This is a genomic window from Paenibacillus sp. FSL R7-0340 (assembly GCF_038002205.1).
Lineage (GTDB): Bacteria > Bacillota > Bacilli > Paenibacillales > Paenibacillaceae > Paenibacillus > Paenibacillus polymyxa_B.
This window is the reverse complement of record NZ_JBBOBY010000002.1, coordinates 99,267-123,097: the sequence shown is the minus strand read 5'-3', so window position 1 is coordinate 123,097 and position 23,831 is coordinate 99,267. Positions and strand designations below refer to the sequence as shown.

The following is a 23,831-nucleotide window of genomic DNA, read 5'->3' as shown; positions in this document are numbered from 1 at the left end:
CGTCCTCCAAAAAGCTTGGAAGCCATGCTGTGCTTGAGTTTCATTGAATGCTGGTGAAGGGAATTGAACCCCCGGCCTACGCATTACGAGTGCGTTCCGGTACAGTTCAGGATAGATTAATGAATATCTAGAGGATGCCGTGATAAGTGGCATCCTTTTGTTCGCTAAAGGACAGTTAGGCCATAGCTAGTGCTACAATCGGCATGAGAGAAATTTCTCGAATAAATAAAAGCATCTTTTGGAAGTATTTTTCAATAGATAGATTAACTCAATTACTAAGGCTTGAACCAACAAAATCCATAGAGTGGTGACAAGGATGGCAGTCGGTCTTAGCTATAAAAAGGAAAAGCATTCACATCCTTGACTTTCCCCTGCACGGGAAACTGTATACTCACATTATGTTATAGATTGGAGATGATATTTTGTTCAAAATCAGTGCATTTTCCAGGCTAAGCAAGGTCTCCTTAAAAACACTGCGTTATTACGACCAGATTGGCATACTTAAGCCGAGAAAAGTGGATTACGATACGGGCTACCGTTACTATTCCGCAGATCAGCTTCTTGAGCTCAACCGAATCTTAATCTATAAGGAATTGGGTTTTACATTGCCCCAAATTAAACAGCTGCTTCAGGAAGATATTTCATTGGAGAATATTCAAGGCATGTTTAAGCTGAAAAGAAGCGAAATCCAGCATATCATCGATACGGAACAAGCCAAACTCGTCAGGATTGAGGAGCGGATGCAGCTTATAGAAAAAGAGGGGCAATTCGAAACGGGTCAAGAAATCAGAGTCAAAGCAGATGGTGCTCAATCGTTTTTTTATCAGAAAACATGCGGGAAAGAAGAGGACATTCCGGATTTGTTTCGTCAATTTGATCAGTTATTAACAACGGAAATTCGCCAGCTGATCCAAGGCCCTCAGGTTGTTTTGTGGAAAGACATCGACGGAAAAGAGGATGAGTTTGAGTTTGAAGTCGGTTATTTTTTAACCTGTGAGCTGCGGTCATTTCCAGAACCGTTTCGGCTACGGACTCTTCCTCCTGAACCGATGATGGCTACAATGGCTTTTCATTCAAATTCAAAATTTGATGGTGCGGCCTGTGTTCATTTAGCTAAATGGATTGAGAAAAATAACTATCAGATCAAGGAAAACGAATTAGGTAGGGAACTATATTTACCGTTAACTCCAGAACGAGATGCACAATTCATAGAAATACAAATTCCCATTATAAATAGATAACTGAAGAGGGTGGAGTGGGGTAAATTGAAAAATAAACGGATCATCTATGTCCTGGCACTGGCTGTTTTTCTGATTGGAACCATTGAATATATTATTACGGGAGTCATTGAGATGATCGCTGTGGACTTGGGAGTATCTACTTCAGAAGCTGGGTTATTGGTGACTGTGTTTGCTCTCGCCGCGGCCATTGTCGCTCCGATTTTGATTGCATTAACGATCAATGCAGATCGCAAGAAACTACTAATGACCACCCTTGGTGTGTTTATTGCCAGCAACGGACTTATGTTTGTAGATCTTGCTTATGAAACAGTACTATGGATACGAATTATCCAAGGGGCTAGCGGAGGAATCGCTACCGTTGTAGCCATGGCAGTAGCGACACGACTCGTTGAAAAAGAAAAAAGGGGCAATGCCATCGGTATCATTTTGATGGGGCTTAGCAGTTCGCTAGTGCTTGGTGTTCCCATGGGCACATTTTTTAGTGAGATGTTTGGATGGAGAGTGCTATTTGTTTTAATCGGATTATTAAGTGTTCTTCCATTACTTATCATCTATAAAAAAGTTCCGGCAATCAAAGAAGAAGAAAAGGTTACCCTAAGAATGCAGCTCTCTATTTTAAGAAATCCAACCATTCTGATGGCCTTGGTTATTACGTTATTTTATGTCGGCGGCTATTCTACACTGTTTACTTATATTACGCCTTTCTTGCAAGCCACGTCCTCTCTTTCCATGACAGAAATTAGCGGTGTTCTGTTCCTGGCGGGCATTTGCAGCTTTGTCGGATCAAGAGTGGGCGGACAATTGGCAGATGCAAAGGGATCGAAATTTACCATTTGTCTCGGGCTCATCTTACAAGGGGCGACTCTTCTTTTATTCGCTCTAGCCGGAGTCAATCTCTTGGTATTAATCTTGGTTTTAATGATTTTTATGTTAGCAACTTGGAGTATTTCCCCGGCCCAGCAACTTTATCTGGTTACTCTGGCGCCTCGAAATCCGGACATTGCTCTTAGCGTAAATACTTCGTTCATCCAATTTGGTTTTGCACTGGGATCTGGATTAGGCGGGCTAGTCATCAGTCGTACATCTGTCCTATATTTGAATTGGCTGGGTTTTGCCGCTGTAAGCATAGCTTTACTTCTTGCCATCTTACTATTTAAAAAAATGAGCAGTGGGACTGGAACCCCTATTGTTACTAAATAAGAAATGGACTGGACACCCACATCCAGTGCAATTTCAAAGATGGTATATATCGTCTTAAAATACAGATCCTAGCTTAATGTAGCTGCAAACAGTTCTATATCCGATTTTGACACTTTATATGTATGATTCATGCTGATCACCTTGATAATTCATTCGGTGAACGATGTAGTAATTCCTTCAACAAAAATCCCCGCCGACCAGTTAAGGTTAGCGGGGATTTGCTTTGCTTACGTTTAAGCACCTCCAATGGTAACGTAAGGCTGAATACTATTGTGGTGGTTAAGGGCTTGATCCGGCACAGTAACAATAAACAAAAAGCTAGCCGCGATGATCAGCAGTACCATTTTTTTTAACATTGGTCATCCACACCTTTTCAATGAAATTTAAAAATGCTGCTTTAGTTTCTGAAACTGCATAATCCCGAAAATGTAAAAACAAACCCATACAGTTTATAAAATTAGTCTCATTATTTAATGTATGATAACTTACCATTGCATACATCAAATGTTTAAAACCATCAATGTAAGAGCCTCGATGTAAATAATAATAAGCTAACTCGTAACCAAACCACGCGATATAATCCGGTATCACCTGTTGGGTATACATATCATCTGATGATGGTTGCTGTTGTGCAAAAGCGTTTATTTCGGCTTCAAATTGTTGAAGTATACCTTCCACATCTATGTTATATTGGTTTGCTGAAATTATAACATTCAACAGTTTTGAGATTTTCTCATTCTCGTTAGTGGCTGATGTCACTGCAATATATTCAACATAATCTTGAAGCACACTTATATCTCCTGACAACAGTTTATATACGTAAGTATTACCTTCTGCCCAACTTTTAAACAAGCTAACCCAGTGTTGAGTGTCGTCGTCAGTCTCTTTGACCCAATCTAGATTAGCGTAGGTGTATGTATAATCTAGAGCTTGTTGATAGTCGCCTTGGGCTTCACAGACACTTGCACACAATAAATCGGCATATGAAATATATACAAACAACGGGCGACTTAGCTTCTTGGCAGACTCATCACGCTCTCGACTCTCTTGTTGATGTTTTAGCGAATATTGAGCTTTCGCCTTCTGCTTCATTTTTTTCGCCGCTTCATCTACCTTGTTCCATTTACGCAAAGACCTGTACACATTAGCCAAGTCCTTCAATGCATCAAGCTGGTCTATTTCATCTAGGCGTTCAATAAAAGCTTCAAATATCGTAGCTGCACTGAGATTGCGACTTTGATCGTCTCCAACTTGAATCGTGAATATACGATATTGACAGATGGCTAAACGTTCAGAATGTTGGTACTTCTCCGCTTCAGCTACGCCCTCATAGAGCAGCAATGCAGCCTCATGTCGTCCCTGTGCTAATAGTACTTCTGCTATATCAAATAGTTTAGGCGAATAGAGTACGTTGTCCATAATGCTTCCCACCACTCGACGGATCGCATCCAGCTTGTCCAACTCCGCACAGCGAAACAAAAACGGCTCGATTCGTCTCATATTCGGGGGAGTGTCGATGATGTAGTTTTCTATAAATAAGTCGTAAAAGTAGCCCTCCGGTAAATCCATAGCTTCAGTAATTAGGTCAAGCTGGTTAACAGACATAGACTTATTCCCCGTCACAATAGCACTTACTATTCCCCTATTCATGCCTGCTATATGCCCGAATTGCGTTAGACTCATGCTCTCTTGTTTTAAGTATCTGTCTAATTCTGCTCGTATCGTAGGTGTATGCTTCATTCCATAGCCACCCTTCGCATAAACTTTCCATAATTTTTAAAAACATACTTCATTTTTCACCAAAATTAACCACCTGTCAATATACTATGCAACTAATGTAAGAATTCGATTTTTAGCATGAAACAAAACAAAGAACTAATTATATATAGCATAATAATCCTACTAAAAAGACCTCAGCGTAGAAGATTGTCCAAAACCACAAAAAAGCGCGCCCTCCAAAAGCTTGGAAGCCGCGCTGTGCTTGAGTTTATAGCTATGCTGGTGAAGGGAATTGAACCCCCGGCCTACGCATTACGAGTGCGTTGCTCTACCCCTGAGCTACACCAGCAGGTCAGTGTAACTGACAACAAAAACTATTATACTCTTAGTTACATAAAAATCAATCACTTACATCAACTTTTTCAACTAGGATTTGGATTTAGTTCGGTAACATTTCCTGTCGCGGTGCCCGATAGTTTCTCTGCGACGGAACGGAGCTTTTGGTGGCTGGAGGAAGGCTTGTCACGGCGATCATCAATTTTGACCGAGGTGGAAACACGCTTAGCTCCAGACAGGAATGGCGCTTCGTGCAGCGCAGCAATGGCGGTGAACACATCGTCCAACGAACCTTCAATAATCGTACTCATGGAGGTAAGCTCATAGGTAATTCCTTTTTGCGTCTTCAACACTTTTTGCATCTGGGCAACGTAGTCGCTCAGGCTTGTACTCCCCGTTCCAATCGGGATCACTGTCACTTCTGCAATAGCCATCGCCAAGTTCCTCCTTTTAATTTAAAATCGTCACTTCTTTAAAAATCTAAAACCTCAGTCCGATAGAACGAGCAACCTTATTTCACAAAAAAAGTTCATATGTATGCTGCTTGTTTCTGTAGGAAACATCTTTATCATTCATTGTACCGTTCAAACTGCCTCAATTCAAATACAGCCCGCGACTTCTCTGCATATTTTGATTTTCCATTCCTTTTCCTTTACGTATGGCTTCGAATGTTGCTATAATACTCCTTGCACTTATTTGAAATTTTAAGTTTATACACACAATATGTTGGGTTAAATATTCATAACACGTCTAAATATAGTGATGTAGCCGATAAATCGTACGGGAACCATCTTTTCCCCCTTCATTGGCAGGTGCATCGCTATTTCTATGTTATTGGATTACATACAGCCCCCAAATGCTGTCTGACCATCGCTTTTTTCGCCATTATCTTCTCATCATGATCATTTTCATGCTATTCCCAAGTATGATTCCAAATCAGGAAAGCGAGGAATTAATCCTATGCCACAACTCGTAACCAAACCAAACAATCGCCAGTTGGCTTTTGATGAAATACGCATTTCCGTATATGCCGACCGTGTACTCAGCGGGCTGGACAAGCTGGATAAAGATCGTCTCATTCGCGGTGTAACTAGCAAGCTACGCCGGGACGAAGTCACGGGGGATGACATCAGCAACGCGTTTGCGATGGCTGCCCTTGAATTGGTTAGTAAGGAAGAACCGGACTGGAAATTTGCCGCTGCACGTGCTTTGCTCACTTCCTTGTATAAAAAAGCTGCTACTCACCGACGTTACAAATCCTATGCGGACGAGCCTTACGGCGCTTTTTATCCGCTGATTACCGATTTGGTCCAAAAAGGAATTTACCGTCAAGAACTGCTCGACTACTATACCAAGGAGCAGATTGATGAGCTGGGCGATTCCATATTGCCGAAAAATGACCTGCTGTTCGATTATATCGGGCTATTAACGCTGTCTGAGCGCTATTTGGCCAATGATTTTGATGGACGCGTAATGGAACTGCCGCAAGAACGCTACATGATCATCGCGATGTACCTGATGCACCAAGAGCCTGCCGACAAGCGTATGGAGCTGGTCAAGGAAGCATACTGGGCGATGAGCAACATGTACATGACGGCAGCTACACCAACCATGTCCAATGCCGGAAAAAAGGTGGCCGGACAGCTCTCCAGCTGCTTTATCGACACCGTAGACGACTCCCTGGAAGGTATTTTCGACTCCAATACGGATGTAGCCCGTCTTAGCAAAATGGGCGGCGGCATCGGCGTATACCTCGGTAAAGTACGGGCGCGCGGGTCCGATATCCGTGGACATAAAAATACAAGTTCTGGCGTCATTCCGTGGATTCGTCAGCTGAACAATACAGCTGTTAGCGTAGACCAATTGGGTACTCGCAAAGGTGCAATTGCCGTATATCTGGACGTATTCCATAAGGACATCCTCGCGTTCCTTGACCTGAAGCTGAACAACGGTGACGAGCGGATGCGTGCACATGACGTGTTCCACGGCGTATGTCTACCCGATCTGTTCATGGAGCGGGTCGAAGCACGGGGCGAATGGAATCTGTTCTGTCCGCATGAAGTGAAGAAGGTGATGGGCTGGAAAGATGACAAGGGTCGTCCACTGGGCCTGGAAGATTTTTATGATGAAACCTTCGGTTCAGGTACCTTCCGCGAAAAGTATGAGGAGGCGTCACAGCATCCCATTCTCTCTCGTATTACAGTGCCTGCCATCGACATCATGAAGCGCCTGATGAAATCACAACTGGAAACAGGTACACCGTACATGTTCTATCGTGATACGGTAAACCGGGCCAACCCGAACCGCGCCCATGGTATGGTATATTCCTCCAACCTGTGTACGGAAATTATGCAAAACCAATCTGCAACTGTAGTGGAAAAAGAAGAACTGGTCACCAAGGACGGACAAACACGCATTGTTATTTCCAAAATTCCTGGCGACTTTGTTGTTTGCAACCTGAACTCCATCCATCTGGCTCGTGCGGTTCCGGCAGGTGTGCTGGATCGCCTCGTACCGATTCAGGTACGTATGCTGGATAATGTTATTGATATCAACAACATTGAAGTGCTGCAAGCACAATATACGAACAGCCAATATCGCGCTGTCGGTCTGGGTACATTTGGACTGCATCATCTACTCGCACTGGAAGGTATCCGTTGGGAATCCGATGAAGCGGTAACCTATAACGATCATTTGTATGAAAAGATTAACTACCTGGCAGTCAAATCCAGCATGGAGCTAGCGAAAGAAAAAGGCCGTTATGCGAAATTCGAGGGTTCTGACTGGTCTAGCGGGCACTATTTCACTTCCCGTGGCTATACGGACGGTACACGTGAAGGCAAATTTGTCACTACGTCCGAGTGGAGCGAGCTTGCAGAAGAAGTCAAACAAAATGGTGTCCGCAACGCATGGCTGTTCGCCATCGCGCCTAACGGTTCCACGTCTATCATCGCAGGCTCTACCGCCAGCATTGATCCATTGTATGAGTTGCTTTCCTATGAAGAGAAAACAACTTACAAGATCGCTAACCCAGCACCGGACTTGAACGAGAAAACCATCTGGTACTACAAGACAGCTTTCTTGCTGGATCAACACGCTTCGATCAACATGGCTTCTGCACGTCAGCGTCATATTGACCAAGGCCAAAGCTTTAACCTGTATGTACGGCCTGATATTAAAGCAACTGAATTTTTAGAGCTGCACATCCATGCCTGGAAATCAGGTATGAAATCGACCTATTATGTACGCAGCCGCGCACTGACGATTGAAGAATGTGATAGCTGCGCATCCTAAACTAAAGGAGAGAAGCTCTCATGCAGTTACAGAAGATTTTTAACACGGAAGCGCCAAATCGCTCTACCCGTATTATTGAAGGCGAAAGCTCCGGTATTTTGAATTGGAACGATATTCGGATGCCGCATATGTACAAACTGTATAAAGTACTGCTGCTGAACCACTGGATTCCAGATGAAATTCCGATGTCCAAGGACGCGTCCCAGTTCCCTGTGCTGGATGCCGAAGAACAGCGCACCTTCAAAATTAACATCGGCTTGCTGGCTGTGCTGGATTCCATGCAAACGATGTTTGTCGGGGATGTAAAACGCTATTTTACCGATTCCTCGCTGGAAGCTATTTCGGCGATTATCGGGCAGCAGGAAGTGGTGCATAACCAGTCCTACTCCTACGTTCTGTCTTCTTTGGTGTCAGATCAGGAACAGAAGGAAATTTTTGAATACTGGAAAAACGATCCTGTCCTGCTGGAGCGTAACACATTCATCTCGGACATTTATCAAGAGTTCCGCGATGAGCAGAACCCACAAACCTTTTTCCAAGCGATGGTAGCCGATTTGATTCTGGAAGGCATTTTCTTTTACAGTACATTTGCTTTCTTCTACAATTTGGCCCGTGATCAGAAAATGATGGCAACCAGCCAAATGATCTCGTATATTCAGCGTGATGAAAATCAGCATTGCTACTTTTTTGCTGAAGTGTTTAAGCAGCTATTGTCTGACTTCCCTGAGCTGAACACCAAGGAAAATACGGACTATGTCTATCGTATGATTAACCGCGCTGTGGAGCTGGAAACGAATTGGGCGCATTATACGCTCAAAGAGGTTCGCGGCATCGACTTGCACGAGCTGAGCGATTATATCAAATACATGGCAAATATGCGCCTGAGATTGCTTGGTATGGACAAAGCGTACGAAGGCGTAGATGTAAACTGTATGCCTTGGATTAAACCATTCTCAGACGAAGCGCTAAATGCGACAAAAACGGACTTTTTTGAAGCAAAATCACGCAATTATGGCAAGGTCGGAGATGACAACGGATTTGACGATTTGTAAGTTATAAGATACAGCCTTAACTCGGTACTTACCGGGCTAAGGCTTTTTTCATGAGAATTTACGCAAATACGCAAAAAAAATCATGAAACATCTGAATTACTATTCATATTTTCCTATTTGTACACGATATATATGAAGGTGAAAAAAATATAGTAAGGAGCATATTATGAAAAGCAGCGTTAAAAAAAGAATGGGATTACAATCCAAACTCTACTTCATCTTGCTCATTCCTTTAATAGTGATTGGCGTTATTGTTCTGTGGACGACCAATCAATCTATCCAAAATGCTTCTCTATCAACCATGCAGCTAAACAATGAAACGCTGGCAAAGAACACGGCCCAGTTACTGGACAAGTCCGCAGTCAAGAGCTTAAACACTAATTCATCTGAGCAAAGCAGCGAGTATAAGCAGCTTCGGAACGAGTTAAATACGCTCAGGTTGCAAACTGGAATCCTGTACATCTATATGTACAACCGGGTTGGAAATGAGTGGAAAATTACAGTGGATGGAGCCGCATGGAACGACAAAGACTACAGTCCATTCGGAACTCCTGTAAGTTTTACCCTTAAAGAAACGGAAGAGAAATTAAAACAAGGGGAAACGGTAACTACAGATATTACAACGGACCCTGAGTGGGGGACGATGTTTTCCTCCTTTACTCCCATTAAGGATACCGATGGAACCATCATTGGATATTTGGGAATCGACAGATCCCTGTCCTCTGTGACTGAAGTATACGAACATACCTTGCCCGAGGCCTACCGATTAGTTATCCCTGTTATCTCCATCATTCTGATCATCTCAATTGCGGCTATGATGCTGGTAACCCGACGGATACTGCGTCAGGTGAGATTTATTAAAAATACACTGGAGCAAGTAGCCGACGGCAACCTTACGGTTACATCGTCGCAAGTAACATATGATCAGTTAGGCGAAATCAGCAAATTGACGAACAAAATGGTGGAAGCCATGTCGAATATGATTGTGGATATTCAAAGCAGTTCAAGCACACTCCAGCACGCATCGGAGAATATCGTCGTGACAACGGAAGGAACACTCCACCAGACTGAGGAACTGTCCCGTACACTCCAGCAAATTGCCGATGTCTCTATTAACCAAGCGGATCAAGCGGTGGAATCGGTTCAACAATCTGATCGATTAGGACAAACGCTGGATGAAGTCGGAAGCCATGTGCAACAATTTACGGATACGGCCCATCATCTCAATGAGGTTCGTAATCAGGTAGCTAGTGAGCATGAACTGTTATTAGAGAAAGGACGAGAAAGCGCCTTGCGTATCAAGCAGATGCAGCGCATGTCACACGCGTTAACCGAAAAATCCCGCGAGGCGGCTAACATCGGTCAGCAGGTACAGGGCATCGTAAAGCAGACGCAGATTTTGTCCTTTAATGCCTCTATTGAAGCCTCACGTGCAGGCGAAGCTGGCAAGGGTTTTTCTGTGGTCGCTCATGAAATGGGACAACTTGCCCAGCAATCCGCCATATCGATTCGTGAAATCGATGAAATCTTAAGAAGCTTTGTTGAGCAAATTGAGCAAATGGGTGATCAATTTGATGAAAACATAAAGACCGTCAATGAACAAGAAGTACAAATTTCGGTATGTCTACAGTCTGTTGACAAAGTCACCCAGGTTTCACAGGAAGTTCAGGAGTTAGCTGCACATCTGGCTCAATTGACGGCAGAGATGCAAGAGGTACGTCACAGCGTAGATCAACATTTAAATCACACAGCCAGCGCGGCACAGCAGACTGCTGGAATGACAGAAGATGTATCAGCAAGCGCTCAGAAGCAGGCTCTAGCGGTAAAAGAACTATCCGAAGTAGCCCGCAATCTGACCACACTATCAAACAATCTGCAGCGTCATGCTGACCAGTTCCGGGTAAAAAACGCTGAATAATAAATATTACGTTGGGTTCAGTTCAACTGAACGAAAAGAAGTAAACTAAAATGGAGCATTCGCAAACGTAGCGAGTGCTCCATTTTTATGTTTTGAAAGCCAAGCAGAGTTCACCTTTATCCGAGTAGGTGCATACATATAACCTAGAAGTGTGTATTCAAGCACTCCAGACTCATACCTGTTCTTATGATGGAGGTAGCGCGGCTGTTTTCACCTGTTTCGTATAAGAAGGATAGCCTCCCGTATGCTGGAGCATTTCGATTTCACGCAAAATACGCGGCAAGTCAGCGACCGAGTTCATCACGATGTGGGCTCCTGCCCTTTTCAAGCCATATACACTCTGTCTGCGCCGTTCCTCAGCCACTCTGTCGTCCGCTTCATGGCTGGTCGTTTGAGCTGCGGTCGTCACGCTTTCGTTATGGTTCAACACACCAATCGTCCATACACCGGCGTTCCGTCCCTCTTGCATATCGGCTACTGTATCTCCTACTTTCACAATATCGCTAAGTGGGAATACCTGCAAGCGATGTGCAATTTCATAGATCATCCACGGATAAGGCCTCCCCTGCGAAACTTCACAAGGGGCTACCATACAATCCAACGTATAGGGTGACTGTGCAGGCGTAAACTTGTGACTGAGCATTTCCATCGGACAGAATGCAGTGGCGCCTGACTGAATGCGACGATCCTGCAACTCCTGCAGCGCCCTGTCTATACCGATAGCAGGCTCAGCCCCTTGGATCAAGGAACGGAGAACAGGGACAAGCTCAAGATAAATATGCTCAATATCCGCTCTGCCAGGATGCGCACCAAAGCACTCCAGCCATTTTTTCCGAACCTCTGAAAGTCCCAGCACATTCGCAATATGATCCCGGATCGGCATTCCTCGCCCATGAGATACCTGTTCTTCAGTTACCTGTATACCTTTCCATCTGAAAATGTCACGCATTCCCTGGGTTAAGCCTCGTCCTCCGGGGTCTAACAATGTACTTTCGAGATTAAAAATAACCGCCTGTATCATGCAATCCCCGCCTTTCCGTACCGCGGCTATCCGCAATCTTTATTTTGCTTAGGAACATGATACACAGCTAACGTAAACTGAATTGTCGTAAACGGTAAGCGGATTGTAATTGAAAATAAATTCCTTGATTGGTTATGAATACCGAGTGTGATAAGAGGAGGAGTCGCAACATGAGACAGCCTTGGAATGAATTTAATTCCAAAATGCCTTGGCGGATGGAGCTTGGTTGTTATGCGCTGAATAAACTGGCCTGTGGAGGATTGGTTTTTGGTCTCTTATGGGTCTACTGCTATCTGACAGAGGAAATAACAGGAATTCCTCTGACTATAGCAGGCAATAGTGGTGAACTGACCGCGCAGCTGTGGGCCTATGGTTTTGCCCTTCCTGCCGCTCTTGCCGCTGATGCGCTACGCGATCTTTTACCCTGGCTTCGTAAGCCCGAGCAGCTCACCCTATACCTCGCTGCAGGATTCAGTGTCTTTCTCCTGCTAGGTTCTTTGATGTCGCCTGCCGGAACGGGCATTTCATGGAGCAACGGCATAGCAGGTGCAGGGATTACACTCCTGTATTATGGAGGAAGGTACTGGCTGAACCGTGAATATGGATTACAGATCATGCTGGCCTTCCTCCTGCCACTGCTGCTATGGCCTATAGGGCTTCAATAATGTCGCCAGCTATCACAGAGGCAGGATGCTGGCGATGACGTGCGGCTGTTTCTCCAGCCGCACCATGCAGATACACGCCAAAGGCTGCTGCCTGCGCAGCATTCAGACCCTGGGCCAGCAAACCTGCGATGATGCCTGTCAGCACATCGCCCGCACCGCCTGTCGCCATCCCAGCATGGCCTGTGGTATTGACGTAGGCTGTTCCGTCGGGACAAGCGATGACAGTGCGCGCTCCTTTGAGCACCAGCGTGACCCCACGTGTTCGGGCGTACTCCCGGGCATGGGTGATGCGGTCACGCTGCACCTCTGCTGTCGGTATGCCCAGCAGACGAGCCATTTCACCGGGGTGCGGCGTTAGTACGACCGCCGTACTTCTCGGCTTCCAAGCCTCCAGCTCAGGCCCCGCCGAGGCGAGGATGTTCAAGGCGTCCGCATCAAGCACGAGCGGACCGCCGTATTCTTCCCACAGGCGGCGCAGCCAGCCGGTGTCCCCTGCAAAGCGTCCGAGGCCGGGGCCGACGGCCAGCACATCACGTGCCTGCGCGAGCTGTAGCAGCTCGTCTGCGGAGTCGGCATTCCATTCGCCGTCTCCGCCTGCTGCTGCGGCAGCGAGCATCAGTTCCGGCGCGGCGCCAATGACGCGCGGCAACAACGCCTCGGGCACCGCCCACGTGACAAGGCCGCTGCCGATGCGCAGGGCTGCACGTGCGGCCAGCAAGCCCGCGCCGCTCATGCGCAGGCTTCCGGCCGCGACGAGAACATGGCCGTAGGTGCCCTTGTGCCCGTCCGGCACGCGGCTGCGGCTTACATCCACATCCAGTGCAGCGCGCAGCGTGTCACGGGTCAAGAGCCGCAGCTGCACGCCACACTCACGGGCAAGGCCGGGTGGAATACCGATGTAGCGTACCACCACATCGCCTGCAGTCCCGGCGCCCGGATATTGGACGAGCCCACGCTTCAAGTAGGCGAGGCATACGGTGACGCGCGCACGAATGCACGGCTCGTGCAGCGTACCTGTGTCGGCGTCGAGGCCGCTAGGCACGTCTACCGACACAAGCGGCACGCCGCTGGCATTGGCCTCGCGGATCAGCGAGGCGTAGGGTTCGCGCGGCGGGCCTTGCGTGCCCGTGCCCAGCAGGGCATCGACGATGCCGGAGGCGCCGCGCAGGTCGAGGGTATCCCGGCCATAGAGGATAGCCGGGATACCCAGAGCCGCGATGATGTCGCGCTGCGCAGCCGCTTCACCGCGCAGCGTGTCTGGCGGCTCGACGTACACAACGGTGACGCGCAGCCCTGCATCCGTTAGATGGCGGGCTACTACCAGTCCGTCACCACCGTTGTTGCCTTTACCTACGAGGATATACCAGTGTTCTCGTTCCCGTAAGTCATGTCGTCCTTGACTCCACGACTCTGTCCGTATAACACCGCCATGTCCAGGTATATCCCCCGGCCCTGTGTGTGTAACCTCTTCTGCCCACTGCGACCCTAACACTTCAGCACGCTCAATCCCACGTGCTAGATCAGCAATGCCTACTGAGAAGCCGCCATTGCTCTTCCCACTTCTCTCGGCACATAGCTTCAATACCTCGTCAGCTACCGCGCGCCCGGCATTTTCCATCAACGTAAGGGCCGGGATACCCAGCCTGTCAATTGTGTACCGATCCAATTGCCGCATTTCTTCGGCGGTCACCATATACATGCTTTTCGCCTCCCATATGGCTATCCCTGCTTATTAATACCCGACTGTAAAACGGGAATTGACAAATTCCCCTTCTACTAACTCATCAATCAGGGCTACCGCATAATCTTCGACCGAGATACGGCTATGGCCTAATTCGTCAACCACCAAATGATCCAAGCCAATACGGAACTGTCCTGTACGTTTTCCCGATTCAATCATTCCGGCAGGACTACAATAGGTCCAGTCTACATCCGCAGCGCGGTACAGCTCCAGTGCATCTGCATGGGCAGCCGCCAGTGGCTTCACTTCCTCCGGAAACTCGGCGGTATCCATGAGGCGTTCACCGTTTTCTGTTTTCAGACTTCCCGCTCCGCCAACGACAAGTATGCGCTCCGCGCCGGAACGCCGGGTTCCTTCCAGCAAAGAACGAGTCGCTTCGAGCAGTTCTTCCTCTTCTCCAAACTTGGGACCGTACGCGCTAATGATAGCATCGTGCCCTTTGGCCACTTCCGTAACGGAATTCGGATTTAGAATATCTGCTTGAACCACCGTCAAGTATTCACTTCGCTCCGTCACACGTTGGGGGTCGCGGACCGCTGCTGTCACTTCATACTTGCGCTTGATTGCTTCCTTTACTAACGCTTGACCAATGGTTCCAGTTGCTCCAAAAATAATAACTTTCATATAAATGTGCCTTCTTCCTGTCTATAATTTACTTACTGTTATTTATCCGTTTTATCTCCAGCTTAAACCCGTGCAAGATATCGATTCGATGTCTCATGATGTTCTGTTTCAATTTTTATATTTTTATCCATACCGAATCTACCCTCCTGCTTGTATCTTGTCTATTTTACCAAAAAATACTTCATATATCCTGGTCAAAGGTATACAAGCCCTTGAAATGCCTGTGTAGTCTGTGCAATAGTGTAGAAAGAACAATGGAAGGAGGGATTGCGGGTGTCCCCGACGGACTTCGCGGCGTTAGCCGCATATATCTCACCCGGTCTGATTGCCTTCCTGCTGGCGTTATCTTTGCTGGTATGGCTGTATGTTCACAGTGCAGCCCAGCTTCGAAATTCGCGTCAGCAGCGGCTGGAAGAATTACAGGAATCGCTGCGTATCTATGGACGATTAGCTGGTTGTCTCCAAACCGCTACCCAGAATGGGTTCAATAACAGCGAAAAGCAGTACCAGAACGGACTCATCCACGCTCTTCAGGAAGCCAAAGCTGCTCCCTATTTGACCCCTCACCTTCAAGAGCAGGTTCAAGCATCCCTTCGGGAATGTGATACGTTCCGCAGAGAATTGCTTCTCAAATCACTGGAGCGTGAAATGAACAAACTCATCGAGGAACGGCGTCTGGTTCTGCTGGAATCTCATGCTCCGGGCTGGGGAACAGCATTGTGGAAGCTATTACGTCCAGCAGCTGGTCCGTTGGCGCTGGCAGGAATCGTCTGGTTGGTCTCAAGGCTGGTTGTGGAACTGATAGCCTCCAGCCATGTCGATGTTAGTCTGCCCGACACTGTACAATCTGCCTCATGGCTCATAGGGTGTGCATGGATGAGGTTCGTTTCCGGCTTGATCGCCCTACTGTATGTATACCGGCTGATGACCCTGCGCAGGCAAAATGATCTGGACGTGACGGCATCCCATTTTCCAACAAGCCTGTTGTGCATGGTGATCGCCGCTATCGCTCTGTTTCAATGGATCGGACCGGAAGCGTCTCCCTACATACTGGCTGTTCAGCTTGTGCTGTTCTTGATTGGCTTCCGACTTACCCGAGGCCGCTCGCGCAGTGATCGTCCTTATGTTGGTCACCCCGGCTTGATCAAGGCAGATGCTTCTCAACATCAGGATGTACACGCAGCAGATAAAGATAAAACAGCTGCCTCTTCTTTGGCAGAAGAACATATCCGGTCCTAACACCAATGGCACATGACTCTATCCCATATCCACCCTGCAAATCACATACCATCACAGGACATCCCAACAACAAAGAAAGAGTTCATGGGGTGTCCTGTTTTTTGAACAATTTCCGGCTTTTTGAGGGGTTAGGCTTGTGCCAGTGATCAAGGAAAGGGTATATTGTTTATATAAATGTAAATCATATCGTTTTTTATGTATGATTATTGAAAAAAATCCATATATGTTAAACTACCATCAATTTATGATGTGCGTTAGAATTGGAGGAACTATGCAACTGGACATTTCTGAAAAATCACTTCCCGTTTATGAAGCGCTGGCCAGTGAGGTTCGGCTAAACATGATTGTTCTGCTTGCGGAGAAGCCTATGAATATACGTGAGCTGGCGGAAGCGTTGGGGCTCAGCAGTGCGATTATGACGATGCATGTCAAGAAACTGGAGAGAGCGTCCATTATTTCGACCAAAATGCTGCCTGGACGAGGCGGGGTACAGAAAGTGTGCTCACTGGCTACAGACAAAATTGAAATCGCCATGCCACGCTACCAGCAGGATGTACGACAATTCCATCAGACGGAGATTTCTGTCGGACACTTTACAGATTTTGAAATACAGGCGACCTGCGGACTGGCTACCGTCGAAAAGATCATTGGTGAATTCGATGAGCCTCGTTCATTCTTGGACCCTGAGCGCTTCAATTCCAAAATTCTGTGGTTTAGCCAGGGATATATGGATTATAAGGTGCCAAATTTCCTACTGTCCAGCCAAAAAGCTGAGGAACTGGAAATTTCGATGGAACTATCATCCGAGGCCCCTTTTACCAATGATAATTGGCCTTCAGATATCACTTTTTTCCTAAATGATGTGAATTTGGGTACATGGACCAGCCCAGGGGATTTCGGGGATAACCGTGGTAAATACACACCTGCATGGTGGCCTGATTTTATCAATCAATATGGTCTCCTTAAAAGACTTCGCGTTACCTCCGAAGGTACCTTTATGGATGGCAAGCAAATATCCGACGTGACTTTAAGCCAAGTGCTGATTGATCAGAAGCAATGGAAATTCCGCATTGCCATATTGGATGATGCCCAGCATGTTGGAGGGGTTACCCTGTTCGGTACCGGATTCGGTAACTACAATCAGGATATCCTGTTCCGTTTGTACTACAAACATACAGAAAATCATGCCAAAACAGTAGCGGTAGAAGCTGGCGATAGCAGCAAATAGCTTTTAGACCACTTCAAGACCTGAACACGGCGTTTGGCCCATGCCTTTCATGGGAAACAAAGCGCCGTGTTTTATTTTTCATCCACTTATATCGTACTCTTTTGCCACATGCTATCCGATTAGCGAACAGGTTCAATACATACAGGTGAAGGAACCTCCAGCACATATCCCGTTCGGGTCAGCCGTCCATCCTCACTATGGATGGCAAAGGATACGATGTTGTTTCCATCCTGATTCGCTACTACCAGATAACCGGACAAGATGTTGAAGTTACGCGGTGTGCTGCCGAAGGTCTCCACCCATTCAACCACCTTCAGCTTGCCGCTGTCCAGATCGACATGGTATAGCACGATGCTATCATGGCCGCGGTTTGACACATACAAAAAGCGTCCACAGGGCGTAATCCGAATATCGGCTGCTGTATTTTCTACATCTATAATGCCTTCTGGCAGTGTGGACAGGCTTTGCAGCAATGTAAGCTCACCATTACGTTCGTTATAACTAAACACAGCGACTGTATTGTTCAACTCATTGGCGACAAAAGCATATGGACGCGAAGGATGAAAAACCAGATGACGCGGTCCAGAACCGGGTGGCAAATCTGTCTCACGATGGGTCACCAGTTTTCCATCCTCTGTCAAACGGTATACCACAATCTGGTCCAGTCCCAGATCACATACCATGGCATACTGTCCTGAAGGATCTGGAATAATCGAATGCGGATGTGCCGCATCCTGGCGGTCCTGGCGAATACCTGAGCCGGTATGCTGAACTTGCCCCGACATGTCTCCTAATCCTCCTGCTTCCGTCGCAGGGAACACAACGGCATTGCCGCCTGAATAGTTAGAAGCCAGCACATATCGTCCATCGGTTGTTACGGAAACATAGCAAGTATGCGCTCCCTCCGTCCCTTTTCGATCCAAAGGATGTAATTCCCCCGTCTGGGCATTCACCTGATACGCATACAGCTCGCCTCCTTCTGTTTCACTGGTAGCATACAGCTTCGTCCCATCCGGGTGTAGAGCGAGAAAAGAAGGCCTCTCCATTCCTTCCACACCTCCAACAATGCGCAGATCACCATTGGTCACACACAAAGCACATACATATATTCCTCTTTCCTGACGAGACGCATAAGTTCCTGTATAAAATAACTGCTCATTCCGCTCTTCCATCGGCTCTCATCTCCTTCTAGCTGTTTTTTTACATATTATCTGGCTTTTAGCTCTACTATTTGTCTTGTTGTAAACTCATCATGCATTATTACCCAAGATTCTGTCGTTTCATTAACGTTTCGCGATGTATGCAAAAAAAATAGCCTCCTTCGGCGCCATCTGCGGTTCACAAGAACGTCACAGTTCACACCAAAAGAGACTAATTTCACGAAAAGAACAACATTAAACCGCTGTGGTTTGCGTATCTCTGCTTTTCCATTTTACAGCCAGACCCAAACTAAGAATGAGAATGGCTGCCCCAAAAATGTATGGCAAATTGATATGCACCTCGAACAATGTACCCGCAAGCGCAGGTCCTAGAATATTACCAATACTCATATAAGCATTGTTCATACCAGCTGCAACTCCCTGCTCATCCCCCGCCATTTTGGATAAAGCAGTATTAATGGCTGGCCGAAGCAACGACGTAGCGGTAAAGAAGATGAGCGATACCCCGAGTACATAATAAAAGTTGCCAGAGAGCAGCATAAGCACAAGGGAAATCGCCGAAAACAGAAAGGAACCGATGATGACACCTTTTTCGCCAAAACGGTTTAACATCGGACTGATTACCACAGCTTGAATCACGGTTCCGACCAGTGCACCTACGGTAATAATGATAGCAATATCACGCTCATTATAATGAAACTTCCCCGTCACAAAGAAAGGAAACATCGTTTCAAAATGTGTCAGTCCAAAGGTTAAGGTGAATATCATAATCAGCAGCATAAAGTAAGGCTTGCGGAAAGAAAGGGCAAACTGTTTAATCACATTGTCCCGTTTGGCCTTGACATTCCGAAACTTCAACTGTTTTTCCAGTGATAAGGTTTCGGGTAGCATAATCAAGGAAATCAGTGCAGCTACGCCCGATACGGCCGCCGAAACATACAAGGGCGTACGAATCGAGATATCTGCCAGCAAACCGCCCACACCAGGACCGATCACAAAGCCAAGAGACATGGCGGCACCCAACAGCCCCATTCCTCTACCGCGATTGTGGACCGTTGTAATGTCAGCAATATAGGCCATCATCGGAGGAATCATAAAGGCTGCCCCTGCACCACCCAGTAAACGGGAGATATACAATGTGGTCAACGATTCCCCAATAGCAAACAATACAGAAGAAGCCGTCATGATTACCAAACCGATAATAATCATTTTTTTACGTCCGTATTTATCGGACCATTCTCCCGCTAGCGGCGAAAACAGGAATTGGGTTAAGCCAAACACAGCAACCAAATAACCACCCGTTTCACCACTGCCTCCCAAGGAGCTCATAAACTTAGGGAGGATCGGAATAATGAGGCCAATTCCCAGCATGGCAATAAACATATTAATCATCAAAATGACCAGCGGTCCCATTTTCAACTGTTGTGAATCTGACATGTTGCGTTTTGTCCTCCTCAGGTTCTTTATTTCGTATACGAAAATCTTATTTTGCAACCATTTCAGCAAAACTCTTCATTATATTAATAGAGCGAGAGACAAATAACAATCATAAAATACTTCCGATAACCCTGAATCTTTCCTTTGACAGGACAGCAAAAAGGAACAACCTGAAATGGCGATGTTGTCCCTCTCATACGAACGACCAGGGTGAATTTCTGGAACGGTCTGGCGGTCCCTACGATCCCTATTGTGGATCTTCGAATAGCTCCTGTATCATCTTTTCCTTGTTATTCAGAAATTGCTTGGTGATGATAAAATGATCGGTTTCCTCCAGTGTCCGGATGTCGATCCCTTCATGTGTCAGATGATACAAGATGGAATCTGGATACGCCATCAAAATGGGGGAATGAGTAGAAATGATAAACTGTGAGCCCTGCTGCACCAGCTCGTGAATCCGTGCAAGCATGGCCATCTGGCGCAAAGGCGATAACGCAGCCTCCGGTTCATCCAAAATATACAATCCTTGTCCTCCAAACCGATGCACAAAGGCAGCAAAAAAAGACTCGCCATGCGACTGCTCATGCAGCGATTTGCCTCCGTAGGAGTTTCGAATAGGTGGGCCTCCACCTTCGCGATCCAGCTCGTCGATATGAGTCGCCACATTATAGTAGCTTTCCGCCCGGAAAAAGAAGCCATCCCTCGGCTTTTCTATCCCTCTCACCAGCCGGATATGCTCATGCAGTGAGGAATGCGTGGCTTGTGTAGAAAAATTAAAATTTTTAGTACCGCCCTCTGGATTAAATCCCCACGCGACCGCGATTGCCTCCATAAGCGTCGATTTACCTACACCGTTTTCTCCAATAATATAGGTAACGGAAGGATGGAATTTAAGTTCATTCCACTGGTGTAAGGCTTTTAAGTTAAACGGATATTGGCTCTTGTCAGCATCTGGAGACCATATCAGCTCCAGGCGACGTATAAAAAGATTACGATCCCATATACTCATGTCCAGTTCAGCTCCATTGCCAAGCAATTCACTAGGTTTTCCATTATTATATTGGAATTATTTACAGCAATCAAACTGAAACCCCATTTCGTAACCCTTCTGTTGTTATTCAAACGATTATTACAGGTATAATATATAGTAATGTTCATCGGGCATGAAATCTAAGCACTTCATTCCGTGTACATCTCATTCTTTTCCAAGCAGGTGAATCTATGAAATCTAATCACAAACCGATTCAATCCTTTAAAATCGTACAGTTCGTGATGACCGTCTACAGGCAACGATTGACACGTATTCTGCTACCACTGGCTGTACTGGCTTTTATTATATGGGAGGCCGGACGAGAACTAAAAGACTTTAATCTGGCGCGTATGCTTCATGAGCTGCGGCGAATGGATGCCACCTTTCTGATCGAGATTGGCTTGTTCTCACTAGCTGCCGTGGCGGCTATGAGCGCATACGATTACGTAATCAGGCATCATTTCAAGCTTCAGGTCAAGCCTGGAACGACATTTCGCTATGCCTGGATCTCCAATACCTTCAATAATGTCTTTGGTTTTGCAGGCTTTACAGGAGCGGGACTTCGCACAGTGCTGTATAAAAAAAGCGGGGTGCCGTTGGGTGTCATCACCTCTGCGGTCGTGTTTCTTTCGCCAGTCGTCATTACCGGACTATCTTTGCTGGCTTGGGGAGCCATTGTCCATCTGTATCCGGTACAGCCTGTACTGGATGCTCATCCGTGGCTTCATTGGGCGCTGTGGGGAATGGCATTGTACCTGCCGCTATTTCTGATCATGCAGCGCTCCAAACGGTACTCCACATGGTTCAACAAGGGAGAAGGACAGCTTTCCTGGTCCACCATCTCCGCTTCCATCAGTGCTTCCCTGCTGGAATGGCTGCTAGCTGGCCTTACCTTTGCATGGATCGGCTCGCACTTGCTCCATGAACTGCCGATGCATGCTGTGTTCGGCATTTATGTAATAGCCGCGATTGCCGGGTTGATCAGTCTTGCACCCGGAGGGGTCGGTGCATTCGACATCATTGCCCTGCTCGGGCTGCAAATGGCGGGAGCCAACTCAGATCGGGCACTGGCTGTGCTGCTGGTCTTTCGTGTCTTTTATTACATCATCCCGTGGCTCATCGGCTTGGTATTAGCCGCGCTGGAAATGATTCCGCGTAACGAGCGCCTGAATCAGCTAGCTGAGACGGGCTGGGACTACTCCCTTAATGCGTGGCAGAAGGTATGGGGCTGGCCTGGTCAATTCCGGTTTTTGGCAGATCTAGGAGTATGGGCGCTTGGTAAGCTGGTACTCATCTCCGGCGTGGTGCTTCTTTTGTCGGCAGCTACGCCAGGTCTGTTATATCGGCTCCGTTTTGCTGAGCATTTGCTCAGCCTGCCCGTCATGCGCTTGTCGCATGAAATCTCAGTCATCATCGGGATTATGCTTGTCGTCCTGTCCCACGGAATCTCTCTGCGTATTCGCAGAGCATTACGACTGACATTGATATTGCTGCTGGCCGGCGCCATTTTCACCTTCATTAAAGGTCTGGATTTTGAAGAAGCCTTATTCCTACTGTTCGTGGCGTTAATGCTATGGATCTCGCGCTCGCGGTTTTATCGGGTCAGTGCACCACTGAATCGGCACAATATTTTAATATGGGGCGGATTATCTCTACTCGTAACCGGGGCTTATTTTATCATTGGGGCAGGCTCCAATACTCCGTTTATGCGCCATTTGCACGCCAAGGTCCATCTGGACTTTTTTATGAACCGGAGCGATTACGGAGTTACTGCCGTGTTTAGTCTGATTTTGGCATGGGTTTTCCTGACGGTGTATTTCTTTCTTCGACCTCAGCGTGGTATCAGCAATCTACCCGACGCACAGGAGCTGGATAAGCTAAAAGAATTTTTGGAACGACAGGGTGGTAATCTCGTTTCCCACATGCTTTTTCTGGGCGATAAATATCTGTATTGGACCAAAAATGAACAGGTCGTCATTCCCTATGCCCGCAGTCGGGACAAACTGATTGTATTAGGTGACCCACTCGGTCCAAAAGAACGCGTGAGTGAAGCGATTCAGGAATTTCAGCGGTTCGCAGATCGGTATGCGTTAACGGCTGTATTTTATCAGGCATCACCGGAGTATTTGTCCATCTATCACGAGAACGGCTATCGCTTTTTCAAACTGGGCGAGGAAGCACTGGTGCCGCTGGAATCCTTTACACTGACGGGCAAAAGCAATCAAGCTCTACGCAGCGCCAAAAACCGCTTTGACCGCGATGGCTACTCGTTCGAAATCATCCAACCGCCTCTAGAGGCGTCACTGATTGAGGAGATGCGACATGTTTCGAATATTTGGCTGGACGGGCGCAAGGAGAAGGGATATTCACTCGGTTGGTTCAAAGAGCCCTATCTTCAGTTGGCGCCGATTGCATTGCTAAAGGACTCTGAAGGAAAAGTTATCGCTTTCGCTACGATGGCCCCTGCCTATGATCATGGACGGACGGTCTCCATTGACCTGATGCGCCACTTGCCTGACACGCCAAATGGCACGATGGATTATTTATTCACACGGGTCATTGAGTGGGCCAAGGAGAGTGGATATACGACATTTAATCTGGGAATGGCACCGCTGTCCCAGGTAGGGCAAAGCGAAAAGGCATTGCGCGAGGAAAAGCTGGCTCGACTTGTTTTTCAATACGGGGGACATTTTTACGGCTTTCAGGGGCTTCGGCGCTTTAAGGATAAGTTCAAGCCGCAATGGGAGCCGCGTTATCTGGCCTATCCGGCTTCTGTCTTTCTACCGATCCTGACGCTGGAGCTGGTATATCTCGTGTCCAAACGCTCGGACTAAACAAAGGGCTAACCAAAAGGCTTTTGACAGCCTAACACGACGTAAAAAAGGGTGTTCCCCAACCACGAACGGTTGCAGGAACACCCTTTTAC

17 protein-coding genes and 2 tRNA genes are annotated in these 23,831 nt (G+C 47.0%); 9 read left to right on the top strand and 10 right to left on the bottom strand.

The annotated features are described in order from the left end of the window. Nucleotides 1-51: 51 nt before the first annotated feature. Nucleotides 52-112 (bottom strand) — tRNA-Thr (locus MKX59_RS23405). 310 nt (nucleotides 113-422) lie between these two features. Here MKX59_RS23405 and MKX59_RS23400 point away from each other — a divergent pair. Both MKX59_RS23400 and MKX59_RS23395 read left to right on the top strand, forming a co-directional pair. After that, on the top strand, nucleotides 423-1,241 hold the full coding sequence (locus tag MKX59_RS23400) for a MerR family transcriptional regulator (protein ID WP_023986754.1): 819 nt from the start codon (nucleotides 423-425) through the stop codon (nucleotides 1,239-1,241). A gap of 24 nt (nucleotides 1,242-1,265) precedes the next feature. Next, complete coding sequence (locus MKX59_RS23395; protein ID WP_076295428.1) at nucleotides 1,266-2,441, top strand: MFS transporter; 1,176 nt, start codon at nucleotides 1,266-1,268, stop codon at nucleotides 2,439-2,441. A 318-nt stretch (nucleotides 2,442-2,759) separates the two neighbouring features. Here MKX59_RS23395 and MKX59_RS23390 read toward each other — a convergent pair whose 3' ends face one another. The 3 genes from MKX59_RS23390 to MKX59_RS23380 form a co-directional block, all read right to left on the bottom strand. Then, complete coding sequence (locus MKX59_RS23390) at nucleotides 2,760-4,181, bottom strand: transcriptional regulator (protein WP_071559401.1); 1,422 nt, start codon at nucleotides 4,179-4,181, stop codon at nucleotides 2,760-2,762. 256 nt (nucleotides 4,182-4,437) lie between these two features. After that, nucleotides 4,438-4,509, bottom strand: a tRNA-Thr gene (locus MKX59_RS23385). Nucleotides 4,510-4,582: 73 nt separating this feature from the next. Continuing rightward, complete coding sequence (locus MKX59_RS23380) at nucleotides 4,583-4,930, bottom strand: MTH1187 family thiamine-binding protein (RefSeq protein WP_013308518.1); 348 nt, start codon at nucleotides 4,928-4,930, stop codon at nucleotides 4,583-4,585. A gap of 526 nt (nucleotides 4,931-5,456) precedes the next feature. Between MKX59_RS23380 and MKX59_RS23375 the strand changes: the two genes are divergently transcribed. The 3 genes from MKX59_RS23375 to MKX59_RS23365 all read left to right on the top strand — a co-directional run bounded on the left by MKX59_RS23375 (nucleotide 5,457) and on the right by MKX59_RS23365 (nucleotide 10,760). After that, nucleotides 5,457-7,790 carry a ribonucleoside-diphosphate reductase subunit alpha gene (locus MKX59_RS23375; RefSeq protein WP_028541188.1) on the top strand — a complete coding sequence of 778 codons (2,334 nt, stop codon included), beginning with the start codon at nucleotides 5,457-5,459 and terminating at the stop codon, nucleotides 7,788-7,790. Between the two features lie 20 nt (nucleotides 7,791-7,810). Further along, on the top strand, nucleotides 7,811-8,842 hold the full coding sequence (locus MKX59_RS23370; RefSeq protein ID WP_340859031.1) for a ribonucleotide-diphosphate reductase subunit beta: 1,032 nt from the start codon (nucleotides 7,811-7,813) through the stop codon (nucleotides 8,840-8,842). Between the two features lie 166 nt (nucleotides 8,843-9,008). Continuing rightward, a complete protein-coding gene (locus MKX59_RS23365) occupies nucleotides 9,009-10,760 on the top strand; it encodes a methyl-accepting chemotaxis protein (protein WP_340859030.1) in 1,752 nt (583 codons plus the stop codon). A 184-nt stretch (nucleotides 10,761-10,944) separates the two neighbouring features. Here MKX59_RS23365 and MKX59_RS23360 read toward each other — a convergent pair whose 3' ends face one another. Beyond that, on the bottom strand, nucleotides 10,945-11,781 hold the full coding sequence (locus MKX59_RS23360) for an HAD hydrolase-like protein (protein WP_209940876.1): 837 nt from the start codon (nucleotides 11,779-11,781) through the stop codon (nucleotides 10,945-10,947). A gap of 170 nt (nucleotides 11,782-11,951) precedes the next feature. On the opposite strand from MKX59_RS23360, the gene MKX59_RS23355 reads away from it, so the two are divergent. Beyond that, on the top strand, nucleotides 11,952-12,446 hold the full coding sequence (locus tag MKX59_RS23355; protein WP_023986747.1) for a hypothetical protein: 495 nt from the start codon (nucleotides 11,952-11,954) through the stop codon (nucleotides 12,444-12,446). On the opposite strand, the gene MKX59_RS23350 is transcribed toward MKX59_RS23355, so the two are convergent. Next, a complete protein-coding gene (locus MKX59_RS23350; protein WP_340859029.1) occupies nucleotides 12,430-14,145 on the bottom strand; it encodes an NAD(P)H-hydrate dehydratase in 1,716 nt (571 codons plus the stop codon). The genes MKX59_RS23355 and MKX59_RS23350 overlap by 17 nt on opposite strands. A 33-nt stretch (nucleotides 14,146-14,178) precedes the next feature. Continuing rightward, nucleotides 14,179-14,811 (bottom strand): NAD(P)-dependent oxidoreductase, encoded by a 633-nt coding sequence (locus tag MKX59_RS23345; RefSeq protein ID WP_023986745.1) that lies wholly within the window; start codon nucleotides 14,809-14,811, stop codon nucleotides 14,179-14,181. A gap of 273 nt (nucleotides 14,812-15,084) precedes the next feature. Between MKX59_RS23345 and MKX59_RS23340 the strand changes: the two genes are divergently transcribed. Both MKX59_RS23340 and MKX59_RS23335 read left to right on the top strand, forming a co-directional pair. Further along, nucleotides 15,085-16,050, top strand: a complete 966-nt coding sequence (locus MKX59_RS23340; protein ID WP_340859028.1) for a hypothetical protein — start codon at nucleotides 15,085-15,087, stop codon at nucleotides 16,048-16,050. Nucleotides 16,051-16,321: 271 nt separating this feature from the next. Beyond that, entirely contained in the window at nucleotides 16,322-17,278 is a 957-nt protein-coding gene (locus MKX59_RS23335) for an ArsR/SmtB family transcription factor (protein WP_023986743.1), read from the top strand. A 119-nt stretch (nucleotides 17,279-17,397) separates the two neighbouring features. Here the strand turns inward: MKX59_RS23335 and MKX59_RS23330 are convergent, their stop codons facing one another. The 3 genes from MKX59_RS23330 to MKX59_RS23320 all read right to left on the bottom strand — a co-directional run bounded on the left by MKX59_RS23330 (nucleotide 17,398) and on the right by MKX59_RS23320 (nucleotide 20,884). Beyond that, complete coding sequence (locus MKX59_RS23330; RefSeq protein ID WP_023986742.1) at nucleotides 17,398-18,450, bottom strand: lactonase family protein; 1,053 nt, start codon at nucleotides 18,448-18,450, stop codon at nucleotides 17,398-17,400. 222 nt (nucleotides 18,451-18,672) lie between these two features. Next, nucleotides 18,673-19,875: an MFS transporter gene (locus MKX59_RS23325; RefSeq protein WP_028541191.1), complete on the bottom strand. Its 1,203-nt coding sequence runs from the start codon at nucleotides 19,873-19,875 to the stop codon at nucleotides 18,673-18,675. Nucleotides 19,876-20,122: 247 nt separating this feature from the next. Next, entirely contained in the window at nucleotides 20,123-20,884 is a 762-nt protein-coding gene (locus tag MKX59_RS23320; RefSeq protein ID WP_340859027.1) for an AAA family ATPase, read from the bottom strand. 212 nt (nucleotides 20,885-21,096) lie between these two features. On the opposite strand from MKX59_RS23320, the gene mprF reads away from it, so the two are divergent. Next, nucleotides 21,097-23,739, top strand: a complete 2,643-nt coding sequence (gene mprF, locus MKX59_RS23315; RefSeq protein ID WP_023986739.1) for a bifunctional lysylphosphatidylglycerol flippase/synthetase MprF — start codon at nucleotides 21,097-21,099, stop codon at nucleotides 23,737-23,739. Nucleotides 23,740-23,831 lie beyond the last annotated feature (92 nt).